At 60.1% G+C, this 25,617-nt stretch carries 28 protein-coding genes and 1 pseudogene; 12 read left to right on the top strand and 17 right to left on the bottom strand.

The genetic code is table 11. The annotated features are described in order from the left end of the window. The first annotated feature begins 53 nt into the window (after nt 1-53). The gene (locus tag Q0864_RS13895; protein ID WP_298570951.1) at nt 54-1,427 is read left to right on the top strand and encodes a class II 3-deoxy-7-phosphoheptulonate synthase; all 1,374 of its coding nucleotides are present in this window, start codon (nt 54-56) and stop codon (nt 1,425-1,427) included. 95 nt (nt 1,428-1,522) lie between these two features. On the opposite strand, the gene Q0864_RS13890 is transcribed toward Q0864_RS13895, so the two are convergent. Next, entirely contained in the window at nt 1,523-2,386 is an 864-nt protein-coding gene (locus Q0864_RS13890) for a PAS domain-containing protein (RefSeq protein ID WP_298570949.1), read from the bottom strand. Between the two features lie 169 nt (nt 2,387-2,555). On the opposite strand from Q0864_RS13890, the gene Q0864_RS13885 reads away from it, so the two are divergent. The 4 genes from Q0864_RS13885 to Q0864_RS13870 all read left to right on the top strand — a co-directional run bounded on the left by Q0864_RS13885 (nt 2,556) and on the right by Q0864_RS13870 (nt 5,100). After that, complete coding sequence (locus tag Q0864_RS13885) at nt 2,556-3,449, top strand: YicC/YloC family endoribonuclease (RefSeq protein ID WP_298570947.1); 894 nt, start codon at nt 2,556-2,558, stop codon at nt 3,447-3,449. A gap of 4 nt (nt 3,450-3,453) precedes the next feature. Continuing rightward, nucleotides 3,454-4,110: a guanylate kinase gene (gene gmk / locus Q0864_RS13880; RefSeq protein ID WP_298570945.1), complete on the top strand. Its 657-nt coding sequence runs from the start codon at nt 3,454-3,456 to the stop codon at nt 4,108-4,110. Further along, on the top strand, nt 4,107-4,640 hold the full coding sequence (locus tag Q0864_RS13875; RefSeq protein ID WP_298570943.1) for a gamma carbonic anhydrase family protein: 534 nt from the start codon (nt 4,107-4,109) through the stop codon (nt 4,638-4,640). The genes gmk and Q0864_RS13875 overlap by 4 nt, the downstream gene beginning before the upstream one ends. 115 nt (nt 4,641-4,755) lie before the next feature. Further along, a complete protein-coding gene (locus tag Q0864_RS13870) occupies nt 4,756-5,100 on the top strand; it encodes a hypothetical protein (protein ID WP_298570941.1) in 345 nt (114 codons plus the stop codon). A gap of 98 nt (nt 5,101-5,198) precedes the next feature. Here Q0864_RS13870 and Q0864_RS13865 read toward each other — a convergent pair whose 3' ends face one another. From Q0864_RS13865 to Q0864_RS13860, 3 genes and pseudogenes are all read right to left on the bottom strand, one after another. Next, the gene (locus tag Q0864_RS13865) at nt 5,199-5,744 is read right to left on the bottom strand and encodes a peroxiredoxin (protein WP_298570939.1); all 546 of its coding nucleotides are present in this window, start codon (nt 5,742-5,744) and stop codon (nt 5,199-5,201) included. A gap of 176 nt (nt 5,745-5,920) precedes the next feature. Then, nucleotides 5,921-6,217: a catalase-related domain-containing protein gene (locus Q0864_RS16585; protein ID WP_363317625.1), complete on the bottom strand. Its 297-nt coding sequence runs from the start codon at nt 6,215-6,217 to the stop codon at nt 5,921-5,923. Nucleotides 6,218-6,223: 6 nt separating this feature from the next. Continuing rightward, nucleotides 6,224-7,360 (bottom strand): annotated as a pseudogene (locus Q0864_RS13860) (catalase); the annotation flags it as partial. Nucleotides 7,361-7,479: 119 nt separating this feature from the next. Between Q0864_RS13860 and Q0864_RS13855 the strand changes: the two are divergent. Beyond that, nucleotides 7,480-8,382: a hydrogen peroxide-inducible genes activator gene (locus Q0864_RS13855; RefSeq protein WP_298570935.1), complete on the top strand. Its 903-nt coding sequence runs from the start codon at nt 7,480-7,482 to the stop codon at nt 8,380-8,382. Nucleotides 8,383-8,483: 101 nt separating this feature from the next. Further along, complete coding sequence (lipA, locus tag Q0864_RS13850; RefSeq protein WP_298570933.1) at nt 8,484-9,434, top strand: lipoyl synthase; 951 nt, start codon at nt 8,484-8,486, stop codon at nt 9,432-9,434. An 11-nt stretch (nt 9,435-9,445) separates the two neighbouring features. Here lipA and Q0864_RS13845 read toward each other — a convergent pair whose 3' ends face one another. Further along, the gene (locus Q0864_RS13845) at nt 9,446-9,613 is read right to left on the bottom strand and encodes a hypothetical protein (protein ID WP_298570931.1); all 168 of its coding nucleotides are present in this window, start codon (nt 9,611-9,613) and stop codon (nt 9,446-9,448) included. Nucleotides 9,614-9,616: 3 nt separating this feature from the next. Continuing rightward, nucleotides 9,617-10,162, bottom strand: coding sequence for a hypoxanthine phosphoribosyltransferase (gene hpt, locus Q0864_RS13840; protein WP_298570929.1), 546 nt, complete (start codon nt 10,160-10,162; stop codon nt 9,617-9,619). A gap of 69 nt (nt 10,163-10,231) precedes the next feature. Here hpt and Q0864_RS13835 point away from each other — a divergent pair, with 69 nt between their 5' ends. After that, entirely contained in the window at nt 10,232-10,687 is a 456-nt protein-coding gene (locus Q0864_RS13835) for a type II toxin-antitoxin system RatA family toxin (protein ID WP_298570927.1), read from the top strand. 73 nt (nt 10,688-10,760) lie between these two features. Here the strand turns inward: Q0864_RS13835 and Q0864_RS13830 are convergent, their stop codons facing one another. The 4 genes from Q0864_RS13830 to Q0864_RS13815 form a co-directional block, all read right to left on the bottom strand. Beyond that, a complete protein-coding gene (locus Q0864_RS13830; protein ID WP_298570925.1) occupies nt 10,761-12,755 on the bottom strand; it encodes a DEAD/DEAH box helicase in 1,995 nt (664 codons plus the stop codon). Between the two features lie 193 nt (nt 12,756-12,948). After that, nucleotides 12,949-13,887 (bottom strand): site-specific tyrosine recombinase XerD, encoded by a 939-nt coding sequence (locus Q0864_RS13825; protein WP_298570923.1) that lies wholly within the window; start codon nt 13,885-13,887, stop codon nt 12,949-12,951. Further along, nucleotides 13,884-15,497 carry a hypothetical protein gene (locus tag Q0864_RS13820; RefSeq protein ID WP_298570921.1) on the bottom strand — a complete coding sequence of 538 codons (1,614 nt, stop codon included), beginning with the start codon at nt 15,495-15,497 and terminating at the stop codon, nt 13,884-13,886. Before Q0864_RS13820 ends, Q0864_RS13825 begins: the two co-directional genes overlap by 4 nt. Beyond that, on the bottom strand, nt 15,487-15,624 hold the full coding sequence (locus Q0864_RS13815) for a hypothetical protein (RefSeq protein WP_298570919.1): 138 nt from the start codon (nt 15,622-15,624) through the stop codon (nt 15,487-15,489). The genes Q0864_RS13820 and Q0864_RS13815 overlap by 11 nt, the downstream gene beginning before the upstream one ends. Between Q0864_RS13815 and Q0864_RS13810 the strand changes: the two genes are divergently transcribed. Both Q0864_RS13810 and aroB read left to right on the top strand, forming a co-directional pair. Then, nucleotides 15,623-16,285, top strand: coding sequence for a shikimate kinase (locus tag Q0864_RS13810; protein ID WP_363317624.1), 663 nt, complete (start codon nt 15,623-15,625; stop codon nt 16,283-16,285). The genes Q0864_RS13815 and Q0864_RS13810 overlap by 2 nt on opposite strands. Then, nucleotides 16,266-17,396, top strand: coding sequence for a 3-dehydroquinate synthase (gene aroB, locus Q0864_RS13805; protein ID WP_298570916.1), 1,131 nt, complete (start codon nt 16,266-16,268; stop codon nt 17,394-17,396). The genes Q0864_RS13810 and aroB overlap by 20 nt, the downstream gene beginning before the upstream one ends. Nucleotides 17,397-17,455: 59 nt before the next feature. Here aroB and Q0864_RS13800 read toward each other — a convergent pair whose 3' ends face one another. Together Q0864_RS13800 and ssb are read right to left on the bottom strand one after the other, a co-directional pair. Beyond that, complete coding sequence (locus Q0864_RS13800; protein ID WP_298570914.1) at nt 17,456-18,544, bottom strand: site-2 protease family protein; 1,089 nt, start codon at nt 18,542-18,544, stop codon at nt 17,456-17,458. A gap of 23 nt (nt 18,545-18,567) precedes the next feature. Beyond that, nucleotides 18,568-19,062 (bottom strand): single-stranded DNA-binding protein, encoded by a 495-nt coding sequence (gene ssb, locus Q0864_RS13795; protein WP_298570912.1) that lies wholly within the window; start codon nt 19,060-19,062, stop codon nt 18,568-18,570. Between the two features lie 256 nt (nt 19,063-19,318). Between ssb and Q0864_RS13790 the strand changes: the two genes are divergently transcribed. Then, nucleotides 19,319-19,876 (top strand): lytic transglycosylase domain-containing protein, encoded by a 558-nt coding sequence (locus Q0864_RS13790; RefSeq protein ID WP_298571208.1) that lies wholly within the window; start codon nt 19,319-19,321, stop codon nt 19,874-19,876. A 60-nt stretch (nt 19,877-19,936) separates the two neighbouring features. Here Q0864_RS13790 and Q0864_RS13785 read toward each other — a convergent pair whose 3' ends face one another. The 5 genes from Q0864_RS13785 to miaA all read right to left on the bottom strand — a co-directional run bounded on the left by Q0864_RS13785 (nt 19,937) and on the right by miaA (nt 24,654). Next, nucleotides 19,937-20,299, bottom strand: a complete 363-nt coding sequence (locus tag Q0864_RS13785) for an antibiotic biosynthesis monooxygenase (protein ID WP_298570911.1) — start codon at nt 20,297-20,299, stop codon at nt 19,937-19,939. 50 nt (nt 20,300-20,349) lie between these two features. Beyond that, nucleotides 20,350-20,895, bottom strand: a complete 546-nt coding sequence (locus tag Q0864_RS13780) for a VOC family protein (protein WP_298570910.1) — start codon at nt 20,893-20,895, stop codon at nt 20,350-20,352. Nucleotides 20,896-20,985: 90 nt separating this feature from the next. Further along, nucleotides 20,986-22,620 (bottom strand): hypothetical protein, encoded by a 1,635-nt coding sequence (locus Q0864_RS13775; RefSeq protein ID WP_298570909.1) that lies wholly within the window; start codon nt 22,618-22,620, stop codon nt 20,986-20,988. A gap of 82 nt (nt 22,621-22,702) precedes the next feature. Further along, entirely contained in the window at nt 22,703-23,509 is an 807-nt protein-coding gene (locus tag Q0864_RS13770; protein ID WP_298570908.1) for an AraC family transcriptional regulator, read from the bottom strand. Nucleotides 23,510-23,754: 245 nt separating this feature from the next. Further along, the gene (miaA, locus tag Q0864_RS13765) at nt 23,755-24,654 is read right to left on the bottom strand and encodes a tRNA (adenosine(37)-N6)-dimethylallyltransferase MiaA (RefSeq protein ID WP_298570907.1); all 900 of its coding nucleotides are present in this window, start codon (nt 24,652-24,654) and stop codon (nt 23,755-23,757) included. Between the two features lie 198 nt (nt 24,655-24,852). On the opposite strand from miaA, the gene pyrH reads away from it, so the two are divergent. Then, on the top strand, nt 24,853-25,542 hold the full coding sequence (pyrH, locus tag Q0864_RS13760) for a UMP kinase (protein ID WP_298571207.1): 690 nt from the start codon (nt 24,853-24,855) through the stop codon (nt 25,540-25,542). The last annotated feature ends 75 nt before the right edge of the window (nt 25,543-25,617 follow it).

Genomic DNA, 25,617 nt, shown 5'->3' with positions numbered 1-25,617 from the left:
GGTGGGCTTGAACCGCGCACATGCGGAACCACTAAGGAATACGGAGCAAAGACATGACGGATTGGGACAAGTCTGCCTGGCGCAAGAAGCCTCGGGTGCAGATGCCTGACTATACCGATCAGGCCGCGCTGGCCCAGGTCGAGGCACAACTTGCAAAGTATCCGCCGCTGGTTTTTGCCGGAGAGGCGATGCGACTGCGCAAAGAGCTTGGGCGCGCGTCACGTGGCGAAGCCTTCCTTTTGCAAGGCGGCGATTGCGCAGAAAGCTTTTCCGATTTCTCGGCCGATGGCATTCGCGACACGTTCAAAGTGATGCTGCAAATGGCGATGGTGCTGACCTTCGGCGCGAAAGTGCCGGTGATCAAGGTTGGGCGCATGGCGGGTCAGTTCGCCAAGCCGCGCTCCGCACCCACCGAAACCATCGACGGGGTTGAGTTGCCCAGCTACCGGGGCGACATCATCAACGAGCTTGCCTTCTCAGAGGCGGCGCGCATCCCTGATCCCGCCAAGATGTTGCAGGCCTATACGCAGGCAGCTGCGACGCTGAACCTGCTGCGCGCCTTTTCGACCGGCGGTCTGGCGGATGTGCACAAGGTGCACAGCTGGACGCTGGGCTTCACCGAATCGGACGAGGCGGAAAAATACCGCGCAATGGCGGAACGTATTCAGGACTCACTGGACTTCATGCAATCTGCCGGTGTGACCGCGGACCGGATGCACAGCCTGCAGACGGTGGATTTCTATACATCGCACGAGGCATTGCTGCTGGAATACGAAGAGGCGCTGACCCGTCTGGACGCCACCACCGGAAAAACCGTTGCCGGGTCCGGGCATATGATCTGGATCGGCGACCGCACCCGCCAACCGGACGGTGCGCATGTCGAGTTTTGCCGCGGCGTGGTCAACCCGGTCGGCCTGAAATGTGGCCCGACCACAACGGCTGATGACCTGAAGGTGTTGATGAGCAAGCTGAACCCGGACAACGACGCCGGTCGTTTGACGCTGATCGCGCGGTTTGGTGCCGGCAGCGTGGCCGACCACTTGCCACGCTTGATCAAGGCCGTGAAGGACGAAGGCGCCAATGTCGTTTGGTCCTGCGACCCGATGCATGGCAACACGATCAAGTCTGCCACTGGCTACAAGACCCGGCCGTTCGATGATGTGCTGCAGGAAGTGCAGGAATTCTTTGGCGTTCACAAAGCCGAAGGCACCATTCCTGGCGGCGTGCATTTCGAAATGACCGGGGCGGATGTGACCGAATGCACGGGTGGCGTGCGCGCTGTGACGGATGAGGATCTGTCAGACCGCTACCACACCGCCTGTGACCCGCGTCTGAACGCAAGCCAGTCCTTGGAATTGGCGTTCCTTGTGGCCGAAGAGCTTTCGGCCATGCGCGATGCGCAACCTGCGGCGGCCAAAGCAAGCTAACTCGCACCTAGAATTGTTGTGAAACTGAAAAACCCCGGCACGGTCCGGGGTTTTTCTTTGAGACTGACGTGTTTTGGCCGGGCGCCGAAGGCGGCTCAGTCAGATTTGACCAAGCGCAGATGGCCGCCGGGGCGCAACGGTTTGGGCGCGCGTTCAGGCGCGGTTTGCGTCTGAAAGCCCTGTGCATGTTCTGCAAAACCCGGAATGAAGGCTTGCGCGCCAGAGCCCGGTCGCACGATGTGCCCGGTGCGTTTCTCGCCAGTATGTTCGGATTGGGTGGGGCGGATATCGACACGGGTCACGTCCGGCAGACCACTGTCATGCAGATCGCGCATCATGACCGCGTCCGAGGTGAAGGACGTTGCAGCAAGGTCCGGGGGGCTGGCCGGCGTGCGGCTTGGGGCAGGGGCTTCGGTCAGCAACGGGCGCAGTTCCAGCTCGCGGATGTCGAACCGGTGCGGGCCGCGTCCCAGCGGGCCTTGCACTTGCAGCCCACCCAGAACGCGGGTCACGCGACCTTCTGCGTCCTTCAGCGGAAAGAGCACCATCTGCGCGTCCAAGCGGCCTTGAAACATGCCGGCTTCGCCACGCAGGTTCAGGCAGGCTTCGGCGGGGCTGTCGAAGACGCTTTCGAGGACACGTTGAAATTCGGTGCGTGCGCCGGGCAGAAAGAAGGCGCTGATTGGCATGCCACGCACTTCCATGGACAGAATATCGTTCAGATGCTGTCCGGCCAGACGGATGCGAGCCAGTCCGGGGGCGATGCGTTCCAGAACGAAAGCATGGGCAAGTTGGTCAGAGATGCCGCGCGGATCCACATCACTGCGCTGAGGCATCAACCGCCCATTTCTGAGACCATGCCAATAGGCTTCGATCTGTGCCGTCGCGGGAAAAATGCTTTGGCGGCGCACAGTTGACAATGCAACGACGTTCCCGCCTTTCAAATACTCGATCTTCATGTTTCTCGCCCCAGGTTTGAAACGGTAATCACTACAAACGGCCTAAACCGTATCCTTGTTCAAATTGTGACCGTTTGTTAACGAATAAATAGGTATTCCTTACCGATGTCTTAATATGCCACATTCCGCGCGGAATTGGCGTAAAAACTTAACAAATGGTTAATTACACATGACTCAGTCGATGACAGGGTTTGCCAGCGCCGCCGGGGAACAGGCGGGTTTTACCTGGACCTGGGACATTCGCGCGGTGAATGCGCGCGGGTTGGATATCCGCACCCGGCTGCCTGATTGGCTGGACGGAATCGAAGATGCCTTGCGCAAAGCGCTGAAAGGCGCGGTGGCGCGGGGCAATGTCTCGGTAGCGTTGAAAATAGCCCGCCAAGACGACGCGGGCGCGCTGTCGCTTAGCCCGGAGGGATTGCTGCTGGCGCTTGGTCACCTGTCCGCCATCTCGGCCGAGGCAGAGGCGCGCGGCCTGCAAGTGTCGCCGATCAGCCCTGCTGATATAGCTGCGATGCGCGGGGTGTTGGACCTCCGCGCCCCGTCCGAGCAGGACAACGCCCCCCTGATCGACGCCTTGTTGGCGCAAATTCCCGATCTGGTGGAAGACTTTACACAATCGCGCCGTCAGGAAGGGGTCGAACTGGGCCGCATCCTGTCTGCCCAGATTGACGAGGTCGATCTGCTGATCACTGCCGCAGAAGCCGTGTTGGATCAGCGCGCCGATGCCCGTGCCGAGGGGCTGAAATCCGCGCTACGCCGGGTGATGGAGAACACCGATGGGGCAGATGGCGACCGCGTGGCCCAAGAGCTTGCCATGATCGCCGTGAAAACCGATGTTCGCGAAGAGCTGGACCGCTTGCGCGCCCACGTCACCGCGGCCCGCCAGCATCTGCAGTCTGATGCCCCCGTGGGGCGCAAACTTGACTTTCTGATGCAGGAATTCAATCGCGAGGCTAACACCTTGTGCTCAAAGGCGCAGTTCAACGAATTGACCGCCATTGGCCTTGACCTGAAGCATGTCATAGATCAGATGCGCGAACAGGTTCAGAACGTGGAGTAGAGACATGAGCGCCCAGAACAATCAACGTCGCGGCCTTCTTATCATCCTGTCTTCGCCATCGGGCGCAGGCAAATCCACTCTGGCGCGGCGGCTGATGGACTGGGATCCGACGCTCAGCTTCTCGGTCTCGGCCACCACCCGCGCCCCGCGTGAGGGCGAGGTTGACGGGCAGCACTATCATTTCGTGGACGAGTCCAAGTTCAAGGACATGGTCATTCAGGGCGAAATGCTGGAACACGCCCACGTCTTTGGCAATTTCTACGGCTCGCCGTCTGAACCCGTGCGCAAGGCAATCGAAACCGGCCGTGACGTGCTGTTCGACGTGGACTGGCAGGGCGAGGTGCAGATCCGCAACTCCTCGCTTGCGTCGCATTCGCTGTCGATCTTCATCCTGCCGCCCTCAATCAAAGAGTTGCGCGCACGGCTTGAGGGGCGCGGGCAGGACGACGCGGCCACCATCGCCAAGCGGATGCAGAAAAGCTGGGACGAGATCAGCCATTGGGGCAGTTATGATTATGTCCTGATCAACGACGACCTGGAAGAAACCGCGCAAAAGCTGATCACCATCGTGAACGCCACACGCCAGCGGCGCAACCAGCAACCGGGATTGTTGAACCATGTCCGTAAGTTGCAGGCCGAGTTTGAAGAGGGAAATGAATGATCTACGACTTGGACGGAGTTTCACCCGACATCGCCGACGACGCGTTCATCGCGCCGGATGCCAACCTGATCGGCAAGGTGCGCATCGGCGCACGTGCCTCGGTCTGGTTCGGAAGCACGTTGCGCGGCGATAACGAGTTGATCGACGTGGGCGCGGGCACCAATGTGCAGGAGAACTGCGTGTTTCACACCGATATGGGCTTTCCGCTGACCATTGGAGAGAACGTCACGGTCGGCCACAAGGTGCTTCTGCACGGCTGCACCATCGGTGACGGCAGCCTGATCGGCATGAACGCCACCGTGATGAACGGCGCTGTGATCGGCAAAAACTGCTTGATCGGGGCAGGGGCCTTGGTGACGGAAGGCAAAGTGATCCCCGACGGATCGATGGTTCTGGGCGCACCGGGCAAAGTGGTGCGCGAATTGGATGACGCGGCGATCAAGGGGATCGAGGCGTCGGCGATTCATTATCAGCAGAATGCGGCGCGGTTTTTGAAGGGGTTGAAATTGGTAGGTAGTGGTTGCTGCTAGTACAGTAGCGCCGAGACCGAATCCGTTGGGCCAGACCTTTCTTGCTCAGAATTTGACAACGGGCTGGTCTTCACCATTATGGAATAAGTTTCAAAGAAGAAAGAAAGTTGTTCCAATGAAAAAGATAACCGTCTGTGCTGCGATGCTCCTTACAACTTTGGCGACACCCGCTTTGGCTCAGGATATTTCGGCTGGGTCTCGAATTACGATCACCTCTGACTGGCACTCAAAAAACGGCGGGCCGTACAGTCCAAATGTCGTATCTTGCAAGTCAAACAGCGGATTGTGCCTGCACGACACCAACGCGTCCCCTGCAAACAGCCCGATGACGAAGACCAAGAATGGTCTACAGGTCGTATATAAAAACTTCGGGGTCATTTATGTATTTCGCGCCGGTGGAAAGGGCACGTTTCACGACATGAGCGGGAAACAAACTGGCAAGTTCAAATGGTCGCAGTGACGGTTTAACCGCGCCCATTGTAATTCGCCTAGCTCACCTAGCACAAACAAAAAGGGCCACCCAATCGGGCGGCCCTTCATCATTCATTCGGCAATCGCTTACGCAACGGCTTCTTTGGCCTCTTTCAGCCACGCCAGAACGGTTTCCGGCGCGCTTTCGCCATAGGGGTCTTCGCCGTGGTTGTCGCAGCGGCCGGGCTCTTCGAACCATGCTTCTACAACACCGTCATTGATAACAGCAGCATAGCGCCACGAGCGTGCGCCGAAGCCCAAGTTATCTTTGTTGACCAACATGCCCATGCCGCGGGTGAACTCGCCCGAGCCATCGGGGATGACTTTGACGTTTTCCAGTTCCTGATTACGGGCCCAAGCGTTCATGACGAAGCTGTCATTGACCGACATGCAATAGATCTCGTCGATGCCTTCTGCGGCGAAATCAGCAAAGCCGTTCTCGTAACCGGGCAGCTGATAGGTCGAACATGTGGGCGTGAACGCGCCGGGCAGCGAGAACAGGACGACGCGCTTGCCTTTGAAGTAATCATCCGAGGTCATGTCCTGCCAGCGGAACGGGTTGGGGCCGTCGATGCTGTCGTCACGAACACGGGTGCGGAAGGTGATGTTGGGAACGCGAACGCCTTTTTGCATGTCAAAATCCTTTGATCAGTGGTCCAGTTGCGTGGGGAATCGCCACGCGGGTTCGCGGATTGTTTAGAACGATTCCAATGAAGGCTCAATCAGGTTTCTCGCAGTTGCAGCAAGTGCAATAAAAAAGGTGCGCCGCGTTACCGGGGCGCACCATCTGGGTCGGCGAGGGTCTACGGTCAGCCAGACGCAGACAGCGCCTTGCGGGCCGCCCGAATGCCATCCCCATAGGCTTGGCTGATCTTGTCATAGTGAACCAGAACCCGGTCGATCACCTCATCTGGCACGCCGTCCATCGCGGCCGCCGTGTTGCTGTAAAGGCGGGCTTGCTCATCGCTGTTCATCAAGTCATGCAGCGCGCGGGCTTGGCTGTAATCGTCATTACCCTCCCGGTGATCATACCGCGCCGCATCGCCTGAAATGCGCAAGGGCGGCTCCAGCGTGGTCGGATCTTCGCGCGCGGCGTCTTCATACATGTTCGGCTCGTAATACGCGTCGGGATGACCCGTTTTGGGGCCCATGAAGTTCATCTGGCCGTCCTTGTGATAGTGATGCATCGGGCAGCGCGGGGCGTTCACCGGCAAGGCCTCGTAATGGGTGCCCAGACGATATCGGTGGGCATCGGCATAGGAAAAGACGCGCGCCTGCAGCATCTTGTCGGGGCTGTGGCCGATCCCCGGAACGGTGTTGGACGGGCTGAAGGCGGCTTGTTCGATCTCGGCAAAGTAATTGTCCGCGTTGCGGTTCAGTTCAAACTCGCCCACGTCGATGACCGGGTAGTCGCCATGCGGCCAAACCTTGGTCAGGTCAAACGGGTTGTAGGGCGTCTTTTCCGCGTCCGCTTCCGGCATGATCTGCACCTGCATTTTCCAGCGCGGGAAGGTGCCGGCCTCGATCGTGCCAAACAGTGCCTCTTGATACCCTTCGCGGGTCTGACCGATCAGGGCGTTGCCTTCTTCGTTGGTGTAATGCGCGTGGCCTTGCTGGGTTTTGAAGTGGAACTTCACCCAGAACCGTTCGCCTGCGTCATTCCAAAGCGAATAGGTGTGGCTGCCATAACCGTTCATGTTCATCGGCGTTTGCGGCAGGCCGCGATCCGACATCAGGATCGTCACCTGATGCAGCGCCTCCGGGCTTTGCCCCCAGAAATCCCACATCGCCGTAGGGCTGCGCATGTTGGTGCGCGGGTGGCGTTTTTGGGTGTGGATGAAGTCGGGAAACTTCAACGGGTCGCGCACAAAGAAGACCGGAGTGTTGTTGCCAACCAAATCCCAGTTGCCTTCTTCGGTATAAAACTTCAGAGCGAAGCCGCGCACGTCGCGTTCGTGGTCCGCAGCCCCCAATTCGCCCGCCACGGTCGAGAACCGCGCCAGCATCGGCGTCTCAGTGCCGGGTTGCAGGGCTTTGGCACGGGTGTATTTTGACAGATCGCCCGTGATTTTCAGCGTGCCAAACGCGCCCCAGCCCTTTGCGTGCACGACGCGTTCGGGGATGCGTTCGCGGTTTTGGTGGGCCAATTTTTCGATCAGTTGATAGTCCTGCATCAAAACCGGACCGCGTTCACCTGCGGTTAGCGAGTTTTGGTTGTCCGGCACTGGGGCGCCAGCCGTGGTGGTCATGCGTGTTTTGGACATGTCATTCTCCCTGATGAAGTTCGACACAAGCTTGCCAGCTAAGCGCGATAAAGAAAAATTGCTTTTTCTTAGCACTATGATAACTTTAGGTTATGGAAGTCACCTTGCGCCAACTGACCTACGTTATGGCCCTTGCCGAAACCCGCCACTTTGGCCGCGCCGCGCAGCAGTGCCACGTGACCCAACCGGCGCTTTCCAATCAGATCAAGGAGCTGGAAAACCGCTTGGGGACAGAGCTGTTCGTGCGAAGTCGACATGGGATCGACATGACCTCGGCCGGGCAAGACGTTCTGGGCACGGCGAAACGGATCATGGCCGAACTGGACCGGATGAAAGACGCGGTTCACTGGCAGCAAGGACTGACCGGTCGCCTGCGCCTTGGTATCATTCCGACGGTTGCCCCCTATCTTTTGCCCGTCGCACTTCCCTTGATCCGCGCGCGGGCCGAGGGCCTTGACCTGCGATTGCGAGAGGCACAAACAACAGAGCTGATGGCCGATCTTGACAACGGTCGGTTGGATGCCGCCATCGTCGCCTTGCCCACCGGGACCAGTGGAGTGGTGGAAACGCCCCTGTTCAAGGACCGTTTCTTGCTTGCCGGAACACCTGAACAGATTGTTGGGCTTGCCGCCCACGGCGCGGCGCTGCGACCCGAGGCGATTGATCCAGACCTGCTTTTGTTGCTGGACGAAGGGCACTGCCTTGCAGATCAGGCGCTTGAGGTGTGCGGGTTTCGTCGTCGCGACAGGCGCTTGGATCTTGGCGCGGCGTCGCTGGGCACGCTGTGTCGGCTGGCCGCGGGCGGGTTGGGGGTGACATTTCTGCCTGAAATGGCCCGCAAGGATGAACAGACCGCGACGCCAGATCTGGCAGTTGCGCGGTTTGCCGACCCGCAGCCGTTTCGACAGATTGGTTTGGTGCGGCGCGATTTGTCGCGCCATGTGGTCTGGTTCGAGACGCTGGCTGCCTTGTTGACCGAGGCAGCGCATGCAGATGACCCGACGTAAAGTCATGCAAGGCGTGCATAGCAGCGTTGCGGCTTTCAAGGTGACTTGCCCGCGGGATACGGGTATACGTCGGTGAACCGTTTTTTGGCCGGAGGACCGCCATGCGTGACTTGAAAATACCCGAGAGCCGCCACCCTGAAAAGGCGCATCGGCCGGACAATGCGCAGCCCAAAAAGCCCAGCTGGATCCGCGTCAAGGCACCGGGTGGCAAGGGATACGCCGAAACGCACAAAATCATGCGCGAAAACAACCTGTCCACTGTTTGTGAAGAGGCCGCATGCCCCAACGCCGGCGAATGCTGGAGCCAGGGCCACGCCACCATGATGATCATGGGCGAGATTTGCACGCGCGGCTGCACATTTTGCAATGTGGCGACCGGGCGGCCTGATGATCTGGACGCGTTCGAACCCGGCCGCGTCGCCAATGCAGTCAAGAAACTGGGTTTGAACCATGTTGTGATCACATCCGTCGATCGCGACGATCTTGCCGATGGCGGGGCCGACCACTTTGCCCAGACCATCCGCGCGATCCGTCACCAATCACCTGACACAACAATCGAGATCTTGACCCCTGATTTTCTGAAGTGTGACCCGAAAGTGCTTGAAATCGTTGTGGAAGCACGTCCCGACGTTTTCAATCATAACCTTGAGACTGTGCCCGGGCTATACCCCCAGGTGCGCCCCGGCGCGCGCTATTTCCATTCGCTGCGACTGTTGCAGCGGGTCAAGGAAATGGACCCGTCGATGTTTACCAAATCGGGCATCATGGTTGGATTGGGCGAAGATCGTCAGGGCGTGTTGCAGGTCATGGATGACATGCGCGCCGCTGACATCGATTTTCTGACCATCGGCCAGTATTTGCAGCCGACGCCCAAACACCACGCGGTGGAACGGTTCGTGCATCCTGATGAGTTCAAGGACTACGAGACTGCAGCGTTTGGCAAAGGCTTTCATATGGTGTCTTCGACACCCTTGACGCGATCATCCTATCACGCGGGTGACGATTTCGCTCGACTGCGCCAAGCACGTGAAGAAAGTCTTGCAAAAGCTTGATAAGAAAAGATTTATGGCCTGATCCGCTCAAGCTCCATCCAGCCTGGCATGCCAAAGATCTTTTCATATGCGACGAGCAATAGGCAGATCGCAATGATTGCCAGCACGAACCTGACACGCTTGGCAGAGGGCGGATTACGCGCCCATCTGGACATCCGCCAGAACCACCGCTGGTGCATTTGCTAGTCCTCGTCTAGAAAGCGCACCTTGCCGATACAGGGCAGGTTGCGGTCACGTTGTGCATAGTCGATGCCGTATCCCACGACAAATTCGTCAGGGATTTCGAACCCGGTCCAATCCGCGCGGATGTCGACCTCGCGGCGCGAGGGTTTGTCGAGCAGCGCAATTGTTCTGAGCTTTCTCGGGCCTTTGGCCTTCAACAGGCCAACAACGTGTTTAAGCGTGTAGCCTGTATCGACAATGTCTTCGACAACCAGCACGTCACGCCCCGAAATCTCGCCGCGCAAATCTTTCAGAATGCGCACCTCGCGGCTGCTTTCAGTCGAATCGCCATAGGATGAGGCTTCGAGGAAATCGACTTCGACCGGCAAGTCCAGTTCGCGCACGACGTCAGCGATGAACACGAACGATCCGCGTAACAGCCCGACAACGACCAGTTTTTCCGTGCCGGCAAATTCCTTCTGGATGTCGGCTGCCAACTCTTCGACCCGCGCCGCGATCTGCTTGGCCGAGATCATCGTGTCAATGACATATGGTCGCTGTGCCATGTCTTCCCCCTTGATTTCCGGTCGTATTCCTAGGACATGTGGCGATGAGTTAGAAGGAAAAACCGCCTGATGCCGACACATGGCGAAAAACGTGTCCTGCCTTACACGCCGCAGCAGATGTATGATCTGGTGGCCGACGTAAGCCGGTATCCGGAGTTTTTGCCTTGGAATTCAGCGGCGCGGGTGCGTCGGGTGACGCCTCAACCCGATGGCCGGCATCTGATGGACGCCGATCTGGTGATCAGCTTCAAGGTTTTCCGCGAACGGTTTGCCAGCCGGGTGATGCTGGATCAGGAGACCAGAAAGATTGATACGGAATATCTTGATGGACCCTTCAAATACCTGAAATCCCACTGGATATTTCGCGACCACCCGGCTGGGTGCGAGGTCGAGTTCTTTGTCGATTTCGAGTTTAAGAGCACGGTTTTGCAAGGGGTCATCGGCTTGGTGTTCAACGAAGCGATGCACCGCATCGTTGCGGCGTTCGAGAAACGCGCCGCAGTGCTTTACGACCCCGTCAGCTAAACCCCTGCGCTAAGTTTCTGGTGGAATGCATTGGGCGCACCGGACCGTTTGGCCGCGGCGCCCCCAAATCACATCAGGTTTTTCGGCGCTTCGGCACGCCATCACCACCTTTGGCTTTCGCCTGCACCTTTGCCGCCGCGCGCGCGCGGTTTTTCTTGCTGGAGGCCTTTCCCTTCGGCGGTGGCGGCCCCTTCTTTGCATCCGTGGCGCGGGCAGGGCGCTTGCCGGTGGGTGCTCCGTCAGACGGTTTCGCACCCTTGCTGCGGGGCTTGCGGTCCTCGGCCTGCGGCTTGGCATAGGCTTTGACCGGGCGGTCGCTGTCTTTGTCGTCTTTCCACTTATGCTTCGGGTTCGGTTTGCGATCCCCCTTTGGCGCAGTGTCCGAACCGCCCTTGCGGTGCGGCTTGGGTGGACGTGCGTCATCGTCGACCCGGGCCTGCTTGCCGGGTTTGTCGAACTTGCGGGGCTTGTCGCGCCGAGGCGGTTTGCTTGTGCGACCCAGATCAGGCGGCGTGTCCAGCCGCGTCAGTGCCAGTTTCTCGACCGTCATGCCGGGGCCGATGGCGTTCAGGAAACGGTCGACCTGTGCGTCTTTCACTTCGAAGAAAGTTTGGTCGCCCTGAATGCGGATCGCGCCGATATCGGTGCGGGTGATGTTGCCCGCCGTGCAAAGCATCGGCAGGATGTGGCGTGGATCAGCACCCTGATCGCGCCCTTTGGCCATCGAAAACCAGACACTGGCGCCGAACGGTTCGCGCGCCTGCGGCTTGGCGTTCACGGCAGACAGCTCCTCGGGGGCGGCATGGGCGGTGTGGTAGAGTTGCAGATAGGCGGTGGCCAGTTGGGCCGGGGTGAACGTCTCGACCAATTCCTCGGCCAGGGCGGCTTCGTTTGCTGTTGGCTCTTGCTGCCAGACCTCGTCGGCAAGGATGCGTTTTTGATCTTCGGCATGGACCTCTTGCGCAGAGGGCGGGGGCGCCCATGTGGCATTCAGCTTGGCAAACCGCAAAAGACGTTCGGCCTTGTTGCGCGCGGCTGGCGGCACGATCAGCGTGCTGACCCCCTTGCGACCCGCTCGCCCGGTGCGGCCGGACCGGTGCAACAAGGTTTCATGGTTGTTGGGCAGCTCGGCATGGATCACCAGATCAAGTTTGGGCAGGTCGATCCCACGTGCGGCGACATCGGTTGCCACGCAAATGCGCGCACGCCCGTCGCGCATGGATTGCAACGCATTCGAGCGTTCGTTCTGGGTCAGTTCCCCCGACAGAGCCACGACCGAGAAGCCCCGGTTTGACAGGCGCGTCGCCAGTCGGCTGACCATGGCACGGGTGTTGCAGAAGATCAGCGCGTTTGGTGCCTCGAAAAACCGCAACACGTTGATGATCGCGTTTTCCCCATCGCGCGGGGCAACCGGCATCGCACGGTATTCAATGTCAACGTGCTGGCTTTTCTCGGCCACGGTGGTGACGCGCTTGGCGTCCTTTTGATACCGTGCGGCAAGCGTGGCGATGCTTTTGGGCACGGTGGCTGAGAACAGCAGGGTCTGCCGGTCGTCAGGCGTTTCATCCAGAATGAACTCAAGGTCTTCGCGAAAGCCCAGATCCAGCATCTCGTCCGCTTCGTCCAGCACCACGCTGCGCAGCGCCGACAGGTCGATCGAGCCGCGCATGACGTGGTCGCGCAGCCGTCCGGGTGTGGCCACCACCAGATGCGCCCCACGCGCCAGCGCGCGCCGCTCGTCGCGCATGTCCATCCCGCCGACGCAGGACGCCACAACAGCGCCGGTCTTCGCAAACAGCCATGTCAGCTCGCGCTTCACCTGAAGTGCCAGTTCGCGCGTTGGCGCAATGATCAGGCCAAGCGGGCTTTGCGCCGGACCGAACCGGTCGTCATCCCCCAACAGGACCGGCGCAATGGCCAGACCAAAGCCCACCGTCTTGCCAGATCCGGTCTGGGCCGACACCAGCAGGTCTGCGCCTTCAAACTCGGGTTTGGAGACTTCGGTTTGCACTTGCGTCAATGTGGAATAGCCACGCTCGTTCAGCGCGTCAGAGATCAGGTTTTTCACGGGCAATCAATTCTGTTTGGTCGGGTGCCAGTTGCGTGCGGTCTGCCAACAAGCGGCAGAACATGCGTGCACAGCGCATGGGTCCGGTGGGGATGGATCACGAAAGCGCGCAATAGCCTGTCCGCAGCTGAATGTATAGGCCTATCACGCTGCGCGGGCTTGCTGTGGGGGTCACAGGGGCGCTCAGGACTGCTCAGGTGGCTTTGGCGAGCGGGTGGCGGGTCAGCACCAGGTCTTTCAGGCGCTCCTCCAACACATGGGTGTAGATCTCGGTGGTCGAAACATCGGCGTGTCCCAGAAGCGTCTGGATCGACCGCAGGTCTGCGCCATGGGCCAGAAGGTGCGTGGCAAAGGCGTGGCGCAGCCGGTGCGGTGTGACCGAGCCCGGGGGCACGCCAGCATGGACCGCGATTTCCTTGATCAACCCATAGAACCGATGGCGGGTCAGGTGGCCGCCTTTGCCGGTCGACGGGAACAGGAAAGCCGACGGCTTGGCGCCGCGTTCCATCCGCGCTGTGTCTTCGGCCGCGTCACGGGCGTCAAGCCAGCGGGTCAGGGCGTCGCGCGCCGGGCCAGACAGCGGCACCATCCGTTCTTTGCCGCCCTTGCCTTTGACCAGCAGCATTCTGGGATCGCCGCGGGTGGCTGCCACGGGCAGGGTGACCAATTCGCTGACCCGCATCCCGGTGGCATAGAGAAGTTCGACCAGACAGCTGTTGCGCAGCTTGTCGGCCGGGCTGCGCCCATGGCTGCGCGCGGCGGTCAAAAGCGCCTCCACTTCGGCCTCGCTTAGCGTTTTGGGCAAGGATTTGGACCGACCCGGCCCTTTGATTTTCAAAGCCGGGTTGTCGGTGCGCCAGCCTTCTTCATAGCCAAAGCGAAACAGTTGTTTGATCGCGGACAAGCGCCGCGCAAGGGTGGATTGTGCTAAGCCAAGCGTGTCGCAATCGACCATGTAACTTTCGATATCCGTGCGGGTCAGATCCTCGAAGTTCAGCCCGCGATCCGCGGCAAATTCGGCAAACCCTTTCAGGTCGCGCCCATAGGCCAGCAGCGTATTCTCCGAGGCATCAAGCTCCGCCGCCTGTGCCTCCAGAAAGGTCGAGATCCAACGGGCGTGATCGCTGTTCATCCGCGCCTCTCGAGGATCAGAAATTCAAGAGCGGCCTGGCGTGCGACCTGTTCCAGACCGATCTGGTGCAGGAACGCCAACGCATCCGTCAATTCGTCCAGATCACCGTGGCTGCCGCTGCTAAACAGCGCGACGGCGCGCAAGATCGCTTCGCCCAGGCGGCCTTGGTCCACAAGCGATCGCAACCGAACCGGGATCTTATCGGCGCTGAACGCTTCGATCACGGCACGGCTGCGCGCATCTATCGGCGACAGGCCCGTGACATCGCCCTGGGCCACGCCGATCAGGATGGGGGCAAGCGCATCGGTTGGATCAGCGGTTGCATGTGCCGCCACGCGCTCATAGCTGTCTGACAACAGGCCAAGTCGCAGCGCGATGCGGCCTGCCGCACCCCCTAAGGACCGGGTCGCGACTTCGGGCCCGAACACCTGCGCAAAGGGCACTTCCAGTCCGCTTTCCTCTAGCCGGGGCCAAAGGTTTTCGACGGCGGCGGCCAGATCGTCATCGGACCCTGAAGACAGCGCCCGTTCGACGGTTTGAACCGCCATCATGCGATCCCAAATGCCACCCGAGGCCGCCGGCTTTCGTTCAGAATACAGCCCCAGCAATTGGTTGTCCGTCACCGCCCCCACGCGCGCCAGCCGTTCGCCAGCTTCGGCACGGGCCTTCCAGCCGATATTGGCGCGCAGGTCGGACTGGGCAAAGGCAAGGGGCAGGGTGGAGGTGTTGATGTGCAGGCCTATCGCCTCATACATCCGGAACACCAAGGGCGAAGGATGGTCGGGGCGCTCAAGCTCGGGGTCTTCTTCGAACAGATCGGGATCAAGGAACCGCGCCAAAAGCGCGTCGTCTTCGGCGCTGATATAGCCCAGCGCGCGCCCCGTGCCCAAGGTGAGCACCGCCGCATCCCAATCGCCGCTGCGCGCAAGGCAGAACACCCGCGCGGTGTAGGTGGGGCTTAGATCAGGAGTGGCGCGCAGGGTGGTGCATTGTGCGTCCTCATTGCCCAACAGAAGGGCGGTGTCAAAGGCGCGACGGAACACGCGCGGGTTCACAGACCCGGCCCGGGCCAACAGCGCCTCGGCCTGATCCAGCGCGCCGATGGTCAACAGGCGGTCGACGCGGGCCAGAAACAAGCGATCCTCGCCTGCGCTGGCACCTTTGGGCGGATCAAGCTCGGCCAGCAGCAATCGGTGCAGCAGGTCTTGCATGGCGGGCAGCAGATCGACCTCGATCGCAGCGATGCGCCGGGCCAGATCGTCCGGGCGCGAAGTGCCCCACAGATCGCGTGGCAAACCCGTCGCGGTATGGGGCAACAGCCCGACCGCATCCAGGATCGGCATCTCAAGCAACGACATCGTCACTTCAGCGACCGACGCGCCGGTGCTGGTCGCAGGCTCGTTGGGGTCGGGTGGCAGAATTGCGTTGTCGGATGATGGCGGGGGCAGGGCAATGCTGTCAGACAGCCAGTCGATTGCCGACAGCGGGCGCGCGGGCGGCTCTGACTGTGCCGCGGCTACGCTGACGCCCGCTGCGAGCAAACAAATCGCCAAACCGCCACAACAGACGGCCCGCGCCCGTCCCGGCTGCGCATGTCTGTCAGCCGCCATTCAGCGTCACTGTGGTGCTTTGTGGCGCGGTTCGGGGTGACATATCCCCCAAAAACGCATAGCCGGTCAGTCCGATCAGGCCCAATATTGTCATAAAGAACAATAGCTTGATCAATCGAAATAGCATGTTGTTTCGCCCATTTTTGCCTCAGATACTGTTTTGCCTCATTTTATATATGGCATTTCCAGCAAGATCACGCCATTCAGGAAAGAAACCCGTATTTGAGCAAGTGGACGCCGCTTTGGCCTTCAAGGTGAAGAAATCCATCGTCATGGTGGGAATGATGGGCGCGGGAAAGACCGCGGTCGGGCAGGCATTGGCCAGCCGGCTGAAGGTGCCATTCCTTGACAGCGACGAAGAGATCGTGCGCGCGGCCAACATGTCGATCGCCGAGATTTTCGATCGCGACGGAGAGCGTTTCTTTCGCGACCGCGAGACAGAGGTCATCGGCCGTCTGCTGGATACCGAACGCGCGGTTCTGTCGACCGGTGGCGGTGCATTCATGTCCGAACGCAACCGCTCGATGATTGCGAAGCGTGGTGTGGCGGTCTGGCTGAAGGCGGATCTGGATTTGTTGTGGAACCGGGTCAAACACAAAGACACGCGCCCGTTGTTGCGCACGGCCGATCCGAAAGCGACGCTGACCCAGCTTTATAACACCCGCGTGCCGGTCTACGCCTTGGCCGACCTGAAGGTCGAAGCCAGCGCGAGCTATTCGATTGCCGATATGGCCGACGCGGTGGTGGCGGCTCTGTTGACCCGCCCTGATGTTCTGGAGGAGATCTGACGTGACCACTGTTCATGTGCCCTTGGGCGATCGCGCCTATGACGTGCGCATCGCGCCCGGACTATTGGCGAATGCCGGGGCCGAGATCGCGCCGCTGCTCAACCGTCCGAAAGTCTGGATCGTGACCGAAGAAACCGTCGCGCGCCTGCATCTGGACGCGCTGAATGCCGGGTTGGGCGCGTCGGGCATCGCCACGCAAACCCTGATCCTGCCACCCGGTGAAAGCACCAAAAGCTGGCCGCAGCTGATGCGCACCGTCGAATGGCTGCTGGAAGCGCGGGTCGAGCGCAAGGATGTGGTGCTTGCCTTTGGCGGTGGGGTGATTGGTGACCTTGTCGGGTTTGCAGCGGCGATCTTGCGGCGCGGGGTGCGGTTTGTGCAGCTGCCGACCTCGCTATTGGCGCAGGTGGACAGTTCGGTGGGCGGAAAGACCGGGATCAATGCGCCTCAGGGCAAGAACCTGATCGGCGCCTTTCATCAACCCTCGTTGGTGCTGGCCGATATCGAGGTGCTGGGCACCCTGACCCCACGCGATTTTCTGGCGGGTTACGGTGAAGTCGTGAAATACGGCGGTCTTGGTGATGCGGCCTTCTTCGACTGGCTCGAGGTCAACGGACCCGCGCTGGCCGCGGGCGACATGGCGCTGCGCCAAGAGGCTGTGCGCCGATCCGTGCAGATGAAAGCCGACATCGTGGTGCGCGATGAAACCGAACAAGGCGATCGCGCGCTGTTGAACCTTGGCCACACATTCGGCCATGCGCTGGAAGCGGCAACCGGGTATTCCGACCGGCTTTTGCACGGTGAAGGCGTCGCCATCGGATGTGCGCTTGCGTTCGAAACCTCGGCCCGTTTGGGGGTGATGAGCCAGGAATGCCCGTCACGTTTCCGCCAGCACTTGTCCACAATGGGTATGAAAAAAGACCTGTCCGACATCGCGGGCGATCTGCCCGATACCGACGGGCTGATCACCTTGATGGGGCAAGACAAGAAGGTTGAGGCGGGACAGCTGCGCTTTGTCCTCGCGCGCGCGATCGGTGAGGCCTTCGTGGCAAAAGATGTCGACATGAATGTGGTGCGTGCTGTGTTGGATGACGCGCTGGCGCAACGTTAAGTTAGGCAAATTAGCTATTGATAGAAATCAATATACTCTCGGCGACTTGGCGTCCCTGGTCATACTGCCCTGTCACGGCGGGCATTGGCGACGACCATCAGCTCTCCGATGTTTTCGCGGGTGATGTAGCCCAGAAGATGCCCGGTCTCATCGACGACGGCCAAAGGAGCGATCCCATCGCCCATGCGTTCCAGCACGGTCTCTAGCCCATCCAGCAGTTTAACCGTTGGCAGGTCAGTCTGCATCCGGTCCGCCACCCGATGCACCTGCGTGCCCTGCGCCATCGCTTCGAACAGGACGGCGCGGGTCAGAAAGCCTTGAAAAAACCCGTTCACGTCCACCACGGGAAACTCGTGCTGGGTGGTGCGGATGAGGGTGTTCGCGGCGGTCTGGATTGTGTCGTCAGGCCGCAGCGTTTCATATTCGGTGATCATCGCATCGCGCGCCATCAAGCGGCGCGCAATCTGGCGCATCGCCACATCCGAGCTTTCCGCCCCAGCCGCCGTGAAGATGAAAAAGGCGATCAGCACAAGCATCAGGTTGCCACTGGTCAGTCCGACAAACCCCATCATAAAGGCCAGAACTTGCCCGGCGCTGGCAGCAATGCGCGTGGCCGTCACCCGATCAGTGGCCATGGTCAGTGCGGCGCGCAACACCCGCCCGCCATCCATCGGAAAGGCGGGCAACAGGTTGAACACGGCCAGCACCAGATTGAGCGTCGCCAACTGTGCGGGCAGCGATTGCGGGTTGGTGGCCAGCCCGACCAGATCCGAGGGTGCCTCGGGCGCGCCGAAGACCAAGGTCAGCACCGCCCAGATCACCACGTTCACCGCAGGTCCGGCCAGCGCCACCGCGATTTCCTGCGCTGGTTTCTCGGGCATCCGCTCCAGACGCGCCAAACCGCCGATCGGCAACAGGGTCACGTCGGGCGTGCGAATGCCGAACCTGCGCGCCATCAGCGCATGGCCAAATTCGTGTGCGATCACGCAAACAAAAAGCAACAGCACGAAGACCGTGGTCCACAGGGCCGCTGCCGCGCCACCTTCAATGAAGGCGGCATAGCCAATGACGCCCAGCAGCAGAAAGAAGGTCACATGGACCCTGAGCTGTGAACCGAAAAGGCGCCCGATGGGAAAGGACCACCCCATTATGCGCCCTCCTTACTGTCTGATCAGAACGGAATTTCGTCGTCGAAGCCGCCGCCGCCGCCGCCAGCCGGAGCCGGGCCGGGATCGCCGCCACCGTAGCCACCCTGATCACCGCCGCCATAGCCACCCTGTTGGCCGCCGCCACCAGCACCACCACCGCCTTCGCCACGCCCGTCAAGCATGGTCAAGGTGCCGTCGAACCCTTGCAGGACGACCTCGGTCGAATAGCGGTCATTGCCGGATTGGTCTTGCCACTTGCGCGTCTGAAGCTTGCCTTCGACAAAGACCTTGGACCCTTTGCGAAGATATTGCTCGCAGATGCGCACGAGACCTTCTTGGAACACCGCGACCGAATGCCATTCGGTCCGCTCGCGCCGTTCACCTGTTTGCTTGTCTTTCCAGGTTTCCGACGTGGCAATGCGCAGGTTGCACACCTTACCGCCGTTCTGAAATGTGCGCACTTCCGGGTCACGCCCCAGATTTCCGATAAGCATGACCTTGTTGAGCGAACCCGCCATCCTGCGTCCTTTCGATTCTGTAAGTTGCCAACATGGTTACACCAAGACAGGACATAGTGGCAGAGCGATTTCGTGGTTTTCGACCGCCTGCCATCGACAGGCCGAGCGCGCGTGCGCCCTTGCGGCGCAGGCCCCAGTGTCACACCCCCTTTCCCAAAAGAGCGAACCCGACTATATTGGGGCCAATCTATTTCGGGGGACGGTGATGTCACGCAAGGTTTTGTTGGTGGCTGCGGGCCTGTTTTCAGGGCTGACGATGAGCATTTCGACTTTTGGCGGACCGGCTGAGGCCGATACGCTTTTTTCCAGTTCCGGGGGGCGGGCAGCGTTTTCTGCTCAGACCCGTGTGCTCGACACGCGTGGCGCTCAGCAATATGCCAATTCGGTGCGGCTGACGCCCAACAAGGGGGCGGTGCCGACCTATGGCATTCCTTCCTTCAAAGGGAATTACAAGGGCCAGTATCTGCCGCTGGCGAAATCCGCAGCGCGGCGTCACGGCATTCCCGAAGATCTGTTCCTGAGGCTTGTGCAGCAGGAAAGCGGCTGGAACCCGCGTGCCAAAAGCCATGCAGGCGCGATTGGTCTGGCGCAGCTTATGCCCTTCACAGCGCGCAAGCTGGGCGTCAATCCACATGATCCGGTGCAGAACCTTGAAGGTGGTGCCCGGTATCTGCGCCAGCAATATGATCGGTTTCGGTCGTGGCGACTGGCGTTGGCGGCTTATAACGCCGGGCCGGAAGCGGTTCAGAAATATTCCGGCGTGCCCCCTTATCGCGAAACGCGCGGCTATGTGCGCGCGATCCTTGGCAGCTAAGGCGCGGGCGGCGGCGGTGTTTGATGTGGGTGCGCCCCTGAAATGTGGGGCTTTGCCAACCTAGACCTCACGCCCTTGCGGGCCGTCATAGGCCCGTTCAACCTTGGCAACCCGCAAGTTGTAACGCGCATACCAACGCGTGATCCCCAGCTTTTGGGCAAGAAGGTGTTGAGCCTCGGCCTTCCAGGCTGAGATTGCGCGCTCGTCTTTCCAATAGGACACTGTGATCCCGAGCCCCGCCTCGTCACGGGTGCTTTCGGCCCCCAAAAACCCTGGCTGTGATTGGGCGAGGGCGAGGACCAAATCCGCCATGGCGTCATAGCCGGGCGCGGGGGTTGCAAGCTGATTGGTAAAGATGACCGCGTAATAAGGCGGATCTGGCATCGGGGCAAAGCGGTTCGGGGTCTGACTGTCGGAGACCATCTGGGCGTGTCCTTGATTTGGGCACGCCCAGATTAGAGTGGTGGCCTTGGTTATTCTATACCTGAGAGCTCTTTTTTATGCAGCCATTCGGCATGTTTAGGCGCGCGCTTGGTTTCGGACCATTCGTTCAGCATGTCCCATTTGACCGCATCCATGCGCGCCAGCATCGCCTCTTCCTCGGGGTCGGGACAGGCCAGTTCGACGCGGTGCCCGTTGGGGTCGAAGAAATAGATCGAATGAAACAGCGAATGGTCGGTTACGCCCAGGACTTCGACACCATTAGATTCAAGATGTTGTTTGAATTCAATAAGTTCCGCGCGGTCCTTCACCTTGAACGCGATGTGTTGAACCCAGATTGGCGTGTTGGGGTCGCGCCCCATTTCAGGTTTTGTCGGAAGCTCGAAGAATGCCAAGACATTGGCGTTTCCTGCGTCCAGAAACACATGCATGTAAGGGTCGGGTTCGTGAGTGGATGGCACGTGGTCTTCTGCAATCGCCAGAATGAAATCCATATTCAGCATTTTGCCATACCATTCGACGGTCTCTTTGGCGTCTTTGCAGCGGTAGGCGACGTGGTGAATTTGGTCAATTTTCATGCGTGATCTCCTGTTTGAAGGGAGTTTAGCATTCACTCGTTGCAAATGCAACGAAATAGGATTGACGCATTGATGCGCCACATCAGCACCTTAGGGCAGGGACAGCGCATAGGCATAGGTGACGATGATGAAAGCGCTCAGGATCAGTGACCAGATGACACTGTCGCGCGGCGACCGGCGCGACATGATCCGAATGACATGGGTGGGCGTTCTGGTGTTGAGAAGGCGAAAGATCGACCGGGTGCCGCCCAACTGTCCTTCGATCAGGATGAAGAAGGAAAACACCATCGAGGGCAGGTAGACGGTTATGAACATCTCGGTCAGCCATGTCTCGGGCCGGGCCAACAGCCCGATGGCGCCGGTCGCAAGAAGGCAGGCCGCAAGCGAAACGTGCTTGCCAAGACGAAGCGACCGGTTGCGCGCGTGGGCAAGGTAGTCAAGTTGCAGCGCAAGGGCCTGTTCGCCCGCGGCAATCAACTCGCGGCGCAGCACTAGGTAGCGTCGCTTGAAGATGATCGGGTTCAGCGGCGTCGCGATCTGTTCAAAACATTTGGAAAACCTTGTGGGTTTTTCGGCTAGGCTGTGGTTCAGCGCGATTAGCAGGCGTTCTTCGTCGTCTGCCTGGCGCGACACTTGCCCCAGCCCGTCGACAAGGATGAAGACGAAGAAGATGCTCAGAATACTGATGGCATCAAAGTAGTAGTCACTTTGCGTGAAGACAGGGTCGACGAAATAGCACCATGACCCGGTGCCCAGCACAGTCAACACCAGCGATTTGAACGCGCGCGAGGTGTCTGCGGCGATGGTCAGTAGCAGGTTCGAGCTGAGAATGAAGGTTAGGCCGATCAGCTCGTGCCCCTTCAGCGCCTCGCCGGTCCACAATGCGAACAGCAATAAGGAAAAGGCGGGGGTAAAAAACCACACAAACCCGTCCGACGCGCGTTTCAGCTTCAGTGTGGCGAACGAATACAGCACCGAAGATGTGAAATTGAGGCACACGACCAGCGCCACCCATGGCAAAGCGCCCTGCAAGACCGTCGAAGGCAGATCCAGCGGGCTACTGGGAAAGACCACGAAATAGAGTGCAAACAGTGGCAGTGCCGGCAGAAAAAAGAATTGCAGCAAAAAGAAGCTCAGCATCGGTCCGATCCTGTAGCGATTTTTCATCAGCTTGACCGCGCGTGCCTTGAATGCCGTCGACAACCCCATCGACACAGCCGAGGCGATGGCCAGGAAGGCCCCGATCCAGGTGGTCGTTTCGACAGCGCCAAGCTTGCCCGGCAGGTCAAGCACCAGCACCACCCCCAAAAACGCAATGCCGCCCCACATGAATTCGCTCAGCGACAGTCGATGCAGCTGGTCGCGCAGCAGATAGCTCATCGCGATGGCGGATGGAATGGGCCAGGTTTCCGCGATGACGATCGCGACGGGGGTGTCGAGCGTGGCCAGTGACATTGCGAAAAGCAAAAGTGACAGCACAAAGAAGAAGGCCTGCGCTGACGCGAACAAAATAATCGCTTTGTCGCGCACGGATTTCAGCAGCCGGCTTCTGCTCCACGGGTGGAAGAAGACGGGCACCGCAGTGAGCAATTTCAGCGCAATCAGTGCCACCGGAAAGCTTGACACAAGCCGCGAATCCATCTGCGACAAAGCCACGGGGATCGCGGCATAGGCGGCAGCTGAAAGCAAGATCAGTTCGATCGTGGAGGCGCGTCTGTAGTTCATTGCGTGGGGCACTCGGGACTTGCGCGAAAATCTACCGCGCGCAGGGTTTCGCCTGACGGGTCAGCTGGCAAGAACGGGCGTCTCAGCCACCTTTGCGAAACGCAGAAGGTGTCGCGCCGGTCTGTTTTTGAAATGCGCGGGTGAAATAGGCGGCCGAGGCAAACCCCAAGGATTCTGCAATATCCTTGATCGGAATATGTGTCTCGGTCAGCAGGCGGCGGGCTTCGTAATGCACCCGGTCTTGCAAGATCGCCGAGGCCGGACGACCACACGCCCTGTTGCAAACGCGGCTCAGGTGGGTCGGCGTGACGCCAAGTTCAGCGGCATAGTCGCGCACGGTTTTGGTGCTGTGGAAATCTTGTTCGACAAGCGCCGTATAGGCATTCACAAGGCGTCCGGTGGCGGTCACCGACAGCTTGTCGCTGTCCAGATTGGCAATCTGACGTTCAAGCCAGACAGACAACAGCCCCGCGTGGCACATCATGGCGCGGTGGGCCTGATCAGACGCTTTTTCCATCTCGCGCAGCAGGTCATCGACCAGCTTACCAAGCTCAAGCTGCCTGTCGACGTCGCGCAGCCGCAGGTGCAACGGGTCTTCGGGAAGGGCCAGATCGGCTTCGCATCCTTGCGGGAACACGACGATCGTGCCGGACACCTGATTGGACATTTCAAACCCGTGCATCGTTCCGGCCGGCAGAAAGATGCAGTTATGTGGGCCGTAGCCCGCCGTGACACCATTCACGGTGATGCGACCTTGCCCACGGGTGAACCACAGCAGGACCGGAGCACCATAGGACCGCATCGCTTCGGTGCGCCATCGCCCGCCGGACCCCAAACGGGCCAAGGGCATAACACGGAACGGAGACGAGACGGATGTGGTTTTGGTCATGGGACGATCGAACACATTTTTAGGGCACAGAAAGGTGATCTGAATAGAACAGGGGTAACGCAAAAAGCGCCTCTGGCCCAGAAAAATTTCCTGCAAACTGCCAAGTAGAGGCGCAGTTGACACATGAAACGAGGACAATTGCTGCGATCTTGGCGAATTGATGCACATCTGCACGTGTCTTTGGCGTGTCTTTGGCGTCTGCGCGCCGATCAGCGGGCGCGAGCCTGAGCCAGGTCGGGGGCGGGTCAGGGGCGGGGAATCACCTCCCAATCTCGCATTCGTTTACGAAACCAGGTCCGTTGCCGCTTGGCATATTGATGCGAGGCGGTGATCGCACGGGCGCGCGCTTCCTCTAACGAAATCTGGCCACGCAGATAGGCGATCAGTTCGGGCGCGCCGATGGCTTTTGCGCTTGGGTCTTTGGGGTTCCAATCGGACAGATTGGCGCGTGCTTCCTCCAATGCGCCATCACGCAACATCTGGTCAAAGCGCCGGTCGATCCGGTCGCGTAACCAGTCGCGATCCGCATCCAGATGAAAAGCTCGGGCATCCGCGCGCGGCAACAGCGGCGCAGGGGTGTCATCTTGCCATTCGGCAAGCCCGCGCCCGGTGGTGCGCTGCACCTCCCATGCGCGCGCCACGCGGACTGGGTTTCGTGTGTCGATCCGCGCCAGAGTGTCGGCGTCCAATGCGCGCAGAAGGGCGGGCAATCCTGCCGTTTCCAGCAGCGCTTCGCCCTCGGCCCGGATGCTGGGCGGGGTCAGGGGAATGTCGGCCAACCCTTCGGTCAGAGCGGTGAAGTTCAGCCCCGTGCCGCCCACGATGATCGGGCGCTGATCGCCCTGCAGAATGGGCGCCACGTCGCGAAGCCAATGGCCCACGGAATAGGCCGTATCGCCAGCGATATGCCCATAAAGGCGATGCGGGGCACGCGCCTCGTCAGCCCGTGTCGGGCGGGCGGTCAGGATGCGCCAGTTGGAAAAAACCTGCAGGGCGTCTGCATTGACGATCACCCCGCCTGACGCCTCTGCAATTGCCAGCGCCAATGCCGATTTGCCGGACGCCGTAGCCCCCGCGATCAACACGGGCTGGCGGGCGTCGATGCTGGCCACGATCTGGCTGATATCGGTGTTGGTTGCCGACAATCTGCGCCTTGCTCCCCTTTTTTCCGACAAGCACGGGATCGCACATTGAAAGTCGCGCCCGGATCGGTCATCTTGCGCGCCAACACAATCACGACAACCAGAGAGTGGCAACCGATGAGTGAACAAGCCTCCGAGGTTACGGGCGAGGATGCCGACACCGGCAACCCCGACACCCCGCAACCGGCCTATAAACGTGTCATGTTGAAGATTTCAGGCGAAGCGCTGATGGGCGATCAGGGGTTTGGCCTGAACCCGCCGACCGTCGAGCGCATCGCACAAGAGGTCAAGTCGGTGCACGACATGGGGGTCGAGATCTGCATGGTGATCGGGGGTGGCAACATCTTCCGTGGCCTGCAAGGGTCCGCGCAGGGGATGGAGCGGACGACGGCTGATTACATGGGGATGCTGGCGACCGTGATGAACGCGCTGGCCATGCAATCGGCGCTTGAGGGGCTTGGCGTCTACACGCGTGTGATCTCGGCCATTCCGATGGATCAGGTCTGCGAACCCTACATCCGGCGCCGGGCCGTGCGCCACCTTGAAAAGGGCCGCGTCTGCATTTTCGCCGCGGGCACAGGAAACCCTTATTTCACCACCGACACGGCAGCAACTTTGCGAGCAAATGAAATGGCTTGCGAGGCGATCTTCAAGGGCACCAAGGTCGATGGCGTGTATGACATGGACCCCGCCAAACACGACGAAGCGCAGCGCTATGACGATGTCAGCTATGATGATGTTTTGCAAAAGCGGCTGGGGGTCATGGATGCCTCGGCGATCGCGCTGGCGCGCGACAACAACCTGCCGATCATCGTGTTTTCGCTGGATGAACCCGGTGGGTTCCGTGGCATTCTGGCCGGCGAGGGCACCTATACGCGCGTCGGTGGCTAATGTGATCTGATCCTGGCGCATGGATTGACCCGCAAGGCAATATCCTGCCCAGCCACGATGGGATTGCCGCGCCAC

Source organism: uncultured Aliiroseovarius sp., from assembly GCF_947497285.1.
Taxonomy (GTDB): Bacteria; Pseudomonadota; Alphaproteobacteria; order Rhodobacterales; family Rhodobacteraceae; genus Aliiroseovarius.
The sequence above is the reverse complement of the archived record's forward strand: the minus strand, read 5'-3'. Positions and strand labels throughout refer to the sequence as shown.

Coding starts and splice junctions, on each gene's coding strand:
- Q0864_RS16585 (WP_363317625.1), bottom strand. CDS start 6,217: ATGTATGAAGACGCCGCGCGCGAAGATCCGACCACGCTGGAGCCGCCC.
- lipA (WP_298570933.1), top strand. CDS start 8,484: ATGCGTGACTTGAAAATACCCGAGAGCCGCCACCCTGAAAAGGCGCAT.
- Q0864_RS13820 (WP_298570921.1), bottom strand. CDS start 15,497: ATGGCGGCTGACAGACATGCGCAGCCGGGACGGGCGCGGGCCGTCTGT.
- hpt (WP_298570929.1), bottom strand. CDS start 10,162: ATGGCACAGCGACCATATGTCATTGACACGATGATCTCGGCCAAGCAG.
- Q0864_RS13825 (WP_298570923.1), bottom strand. CDS start 13,887: ATGAACAGCGATCACGCCCGTTGGATCTCGACCTTTCTGGAGGCACAG.
- gmk (WP_298570945.1), top strand. CDS start 3,454: ATGAGCGCCCAGAACAATCAACGTCGCGGCCTTCTTATCATCCTGTCT.
- Q0864_RS13835 (WP_298570927.1), top strand. CDS start 10,232: ATGCCGACACATGGCGAAAAACGTGTCCTGCCTTACACGCCGCAGCAG.
- Q0864_RS13785 (WP_298570911.1), bottom strand. CDS start 20,299: ATGGTCTCCGACAGTCAGACCCCGAACCGCTTTGCCCCGATGCCAGAT.
- ssb (WP_298570912.1), bottom strand. CDS start 19,062: ATGGCGGGTTCGCTCAACAAGGTCATGCTTATCGGAAATCTGGGGCGT.
- aroB (WP_298570916.1), top strand. CDS start 16,266: ATGTTCTGGAGGAGATCTGACGTGACCACTGTTCATGTGCCCTTGGGC.
- Q0864_RS13810 (WP_363317624.1), top strand. CDS start 15,623: ATGTTGTTTCGCCCATTTTTGCCTCAGATACTGTTTTGCCTCATTTTA.
- Q0864_RS13790 (WP_298571208.1), top strand. CDS start 19,319: ATGAGCATTTCGACTTTTGGCGGACCGGCTGAGGCCGATACGCTTTTT.
- Q0864_RS13815 (WP_298570919.1), bottom strand. CDS start 15,624: ATGCTATTTCGATTGATCAAGCTATTGTTCTTTATGACAATATTGGGC.
- Q0864_RS13780 (WP_298570910.1), bottom strand. CDS start 20,895: ATGAAAATTGACCAAATTCACCACGTCGCCTACCGCTGCAAAGACGCC.
- Q0864_RS13870 (WP_298570941.1), top strand. CDS start 4,756: ATGAAAAAGATAACCGTCTGTGCTGCGATGCTCCTTACAACTTTGGCG.
- Q0864_RS13875 (WP_298570943.1), top strand. CDS start 4,107: ATGATCTACGACTTGGACGGAGTTTCACCCGACATCGCCGACGACGCG.
- Q0864_RS13800 (WP_298570914.1), bottom strand. CDS start 18,544: ATGGGGTGGTCCTTTCCCATCGGGCGCCTTTTCGGTTCACAGCTCAGG.
- Q0864_RS13890 (WP_298570949.1), bottom strand. CDS start 2,386: ATGAAGATCGAGTATTTGAAAGGCGGGAACGTCGTTGCATTGTCAACT.
- Q0864_RS13775 (WP_298570909.1), bottom strand. CDS start 22,620: ATGAACTACAGACGCGCCTCCACGATCGAACTGATCTTGCTTTCAGCT.
- Q0864_RS13885 (WP_298570947.1), top strand. CDS start 2,556: ATGACTCAGTCGATGACAGGGTTTGCCAGCGCCGCCGGGGAACAGGCG.
- Q0864_RS13895 (WP_298570951.1), top strand. CDS start 54: ATGACGGATTGGGACAAGTCTGCCTGGCGCAAGAAGCCTCGGGTGCAG.
- Q0864_RS13770 (WP_298570908.1), bottom strand. CDS start 23,509: ATGACCAAAACCACATCCGTCTCGTCTCCGTTCCGTGTTATGCCCTTG.
- pyrH (WP_298571207.1), top strand. CDS start 24,853: ATGTTGAAGATTTCAGGCGAAGCGCTGATGGGCGATCAGGGGTTTGGC.
- Q0864_RS13865 (WP_298570939.1), bottom strand. CDS start 5,744: ATGCAAAAAGGCGTTCGCGTTCCCAACATCACCTTCCGCACCCGTGTT.
- Q0864_RS13845 (WP_298570931.1), bottom strand. CDS start 9,613: ATGCACCAGCGGTGGTTCTGGCGGATGTCCAGATGGGCGCGTAATCCG.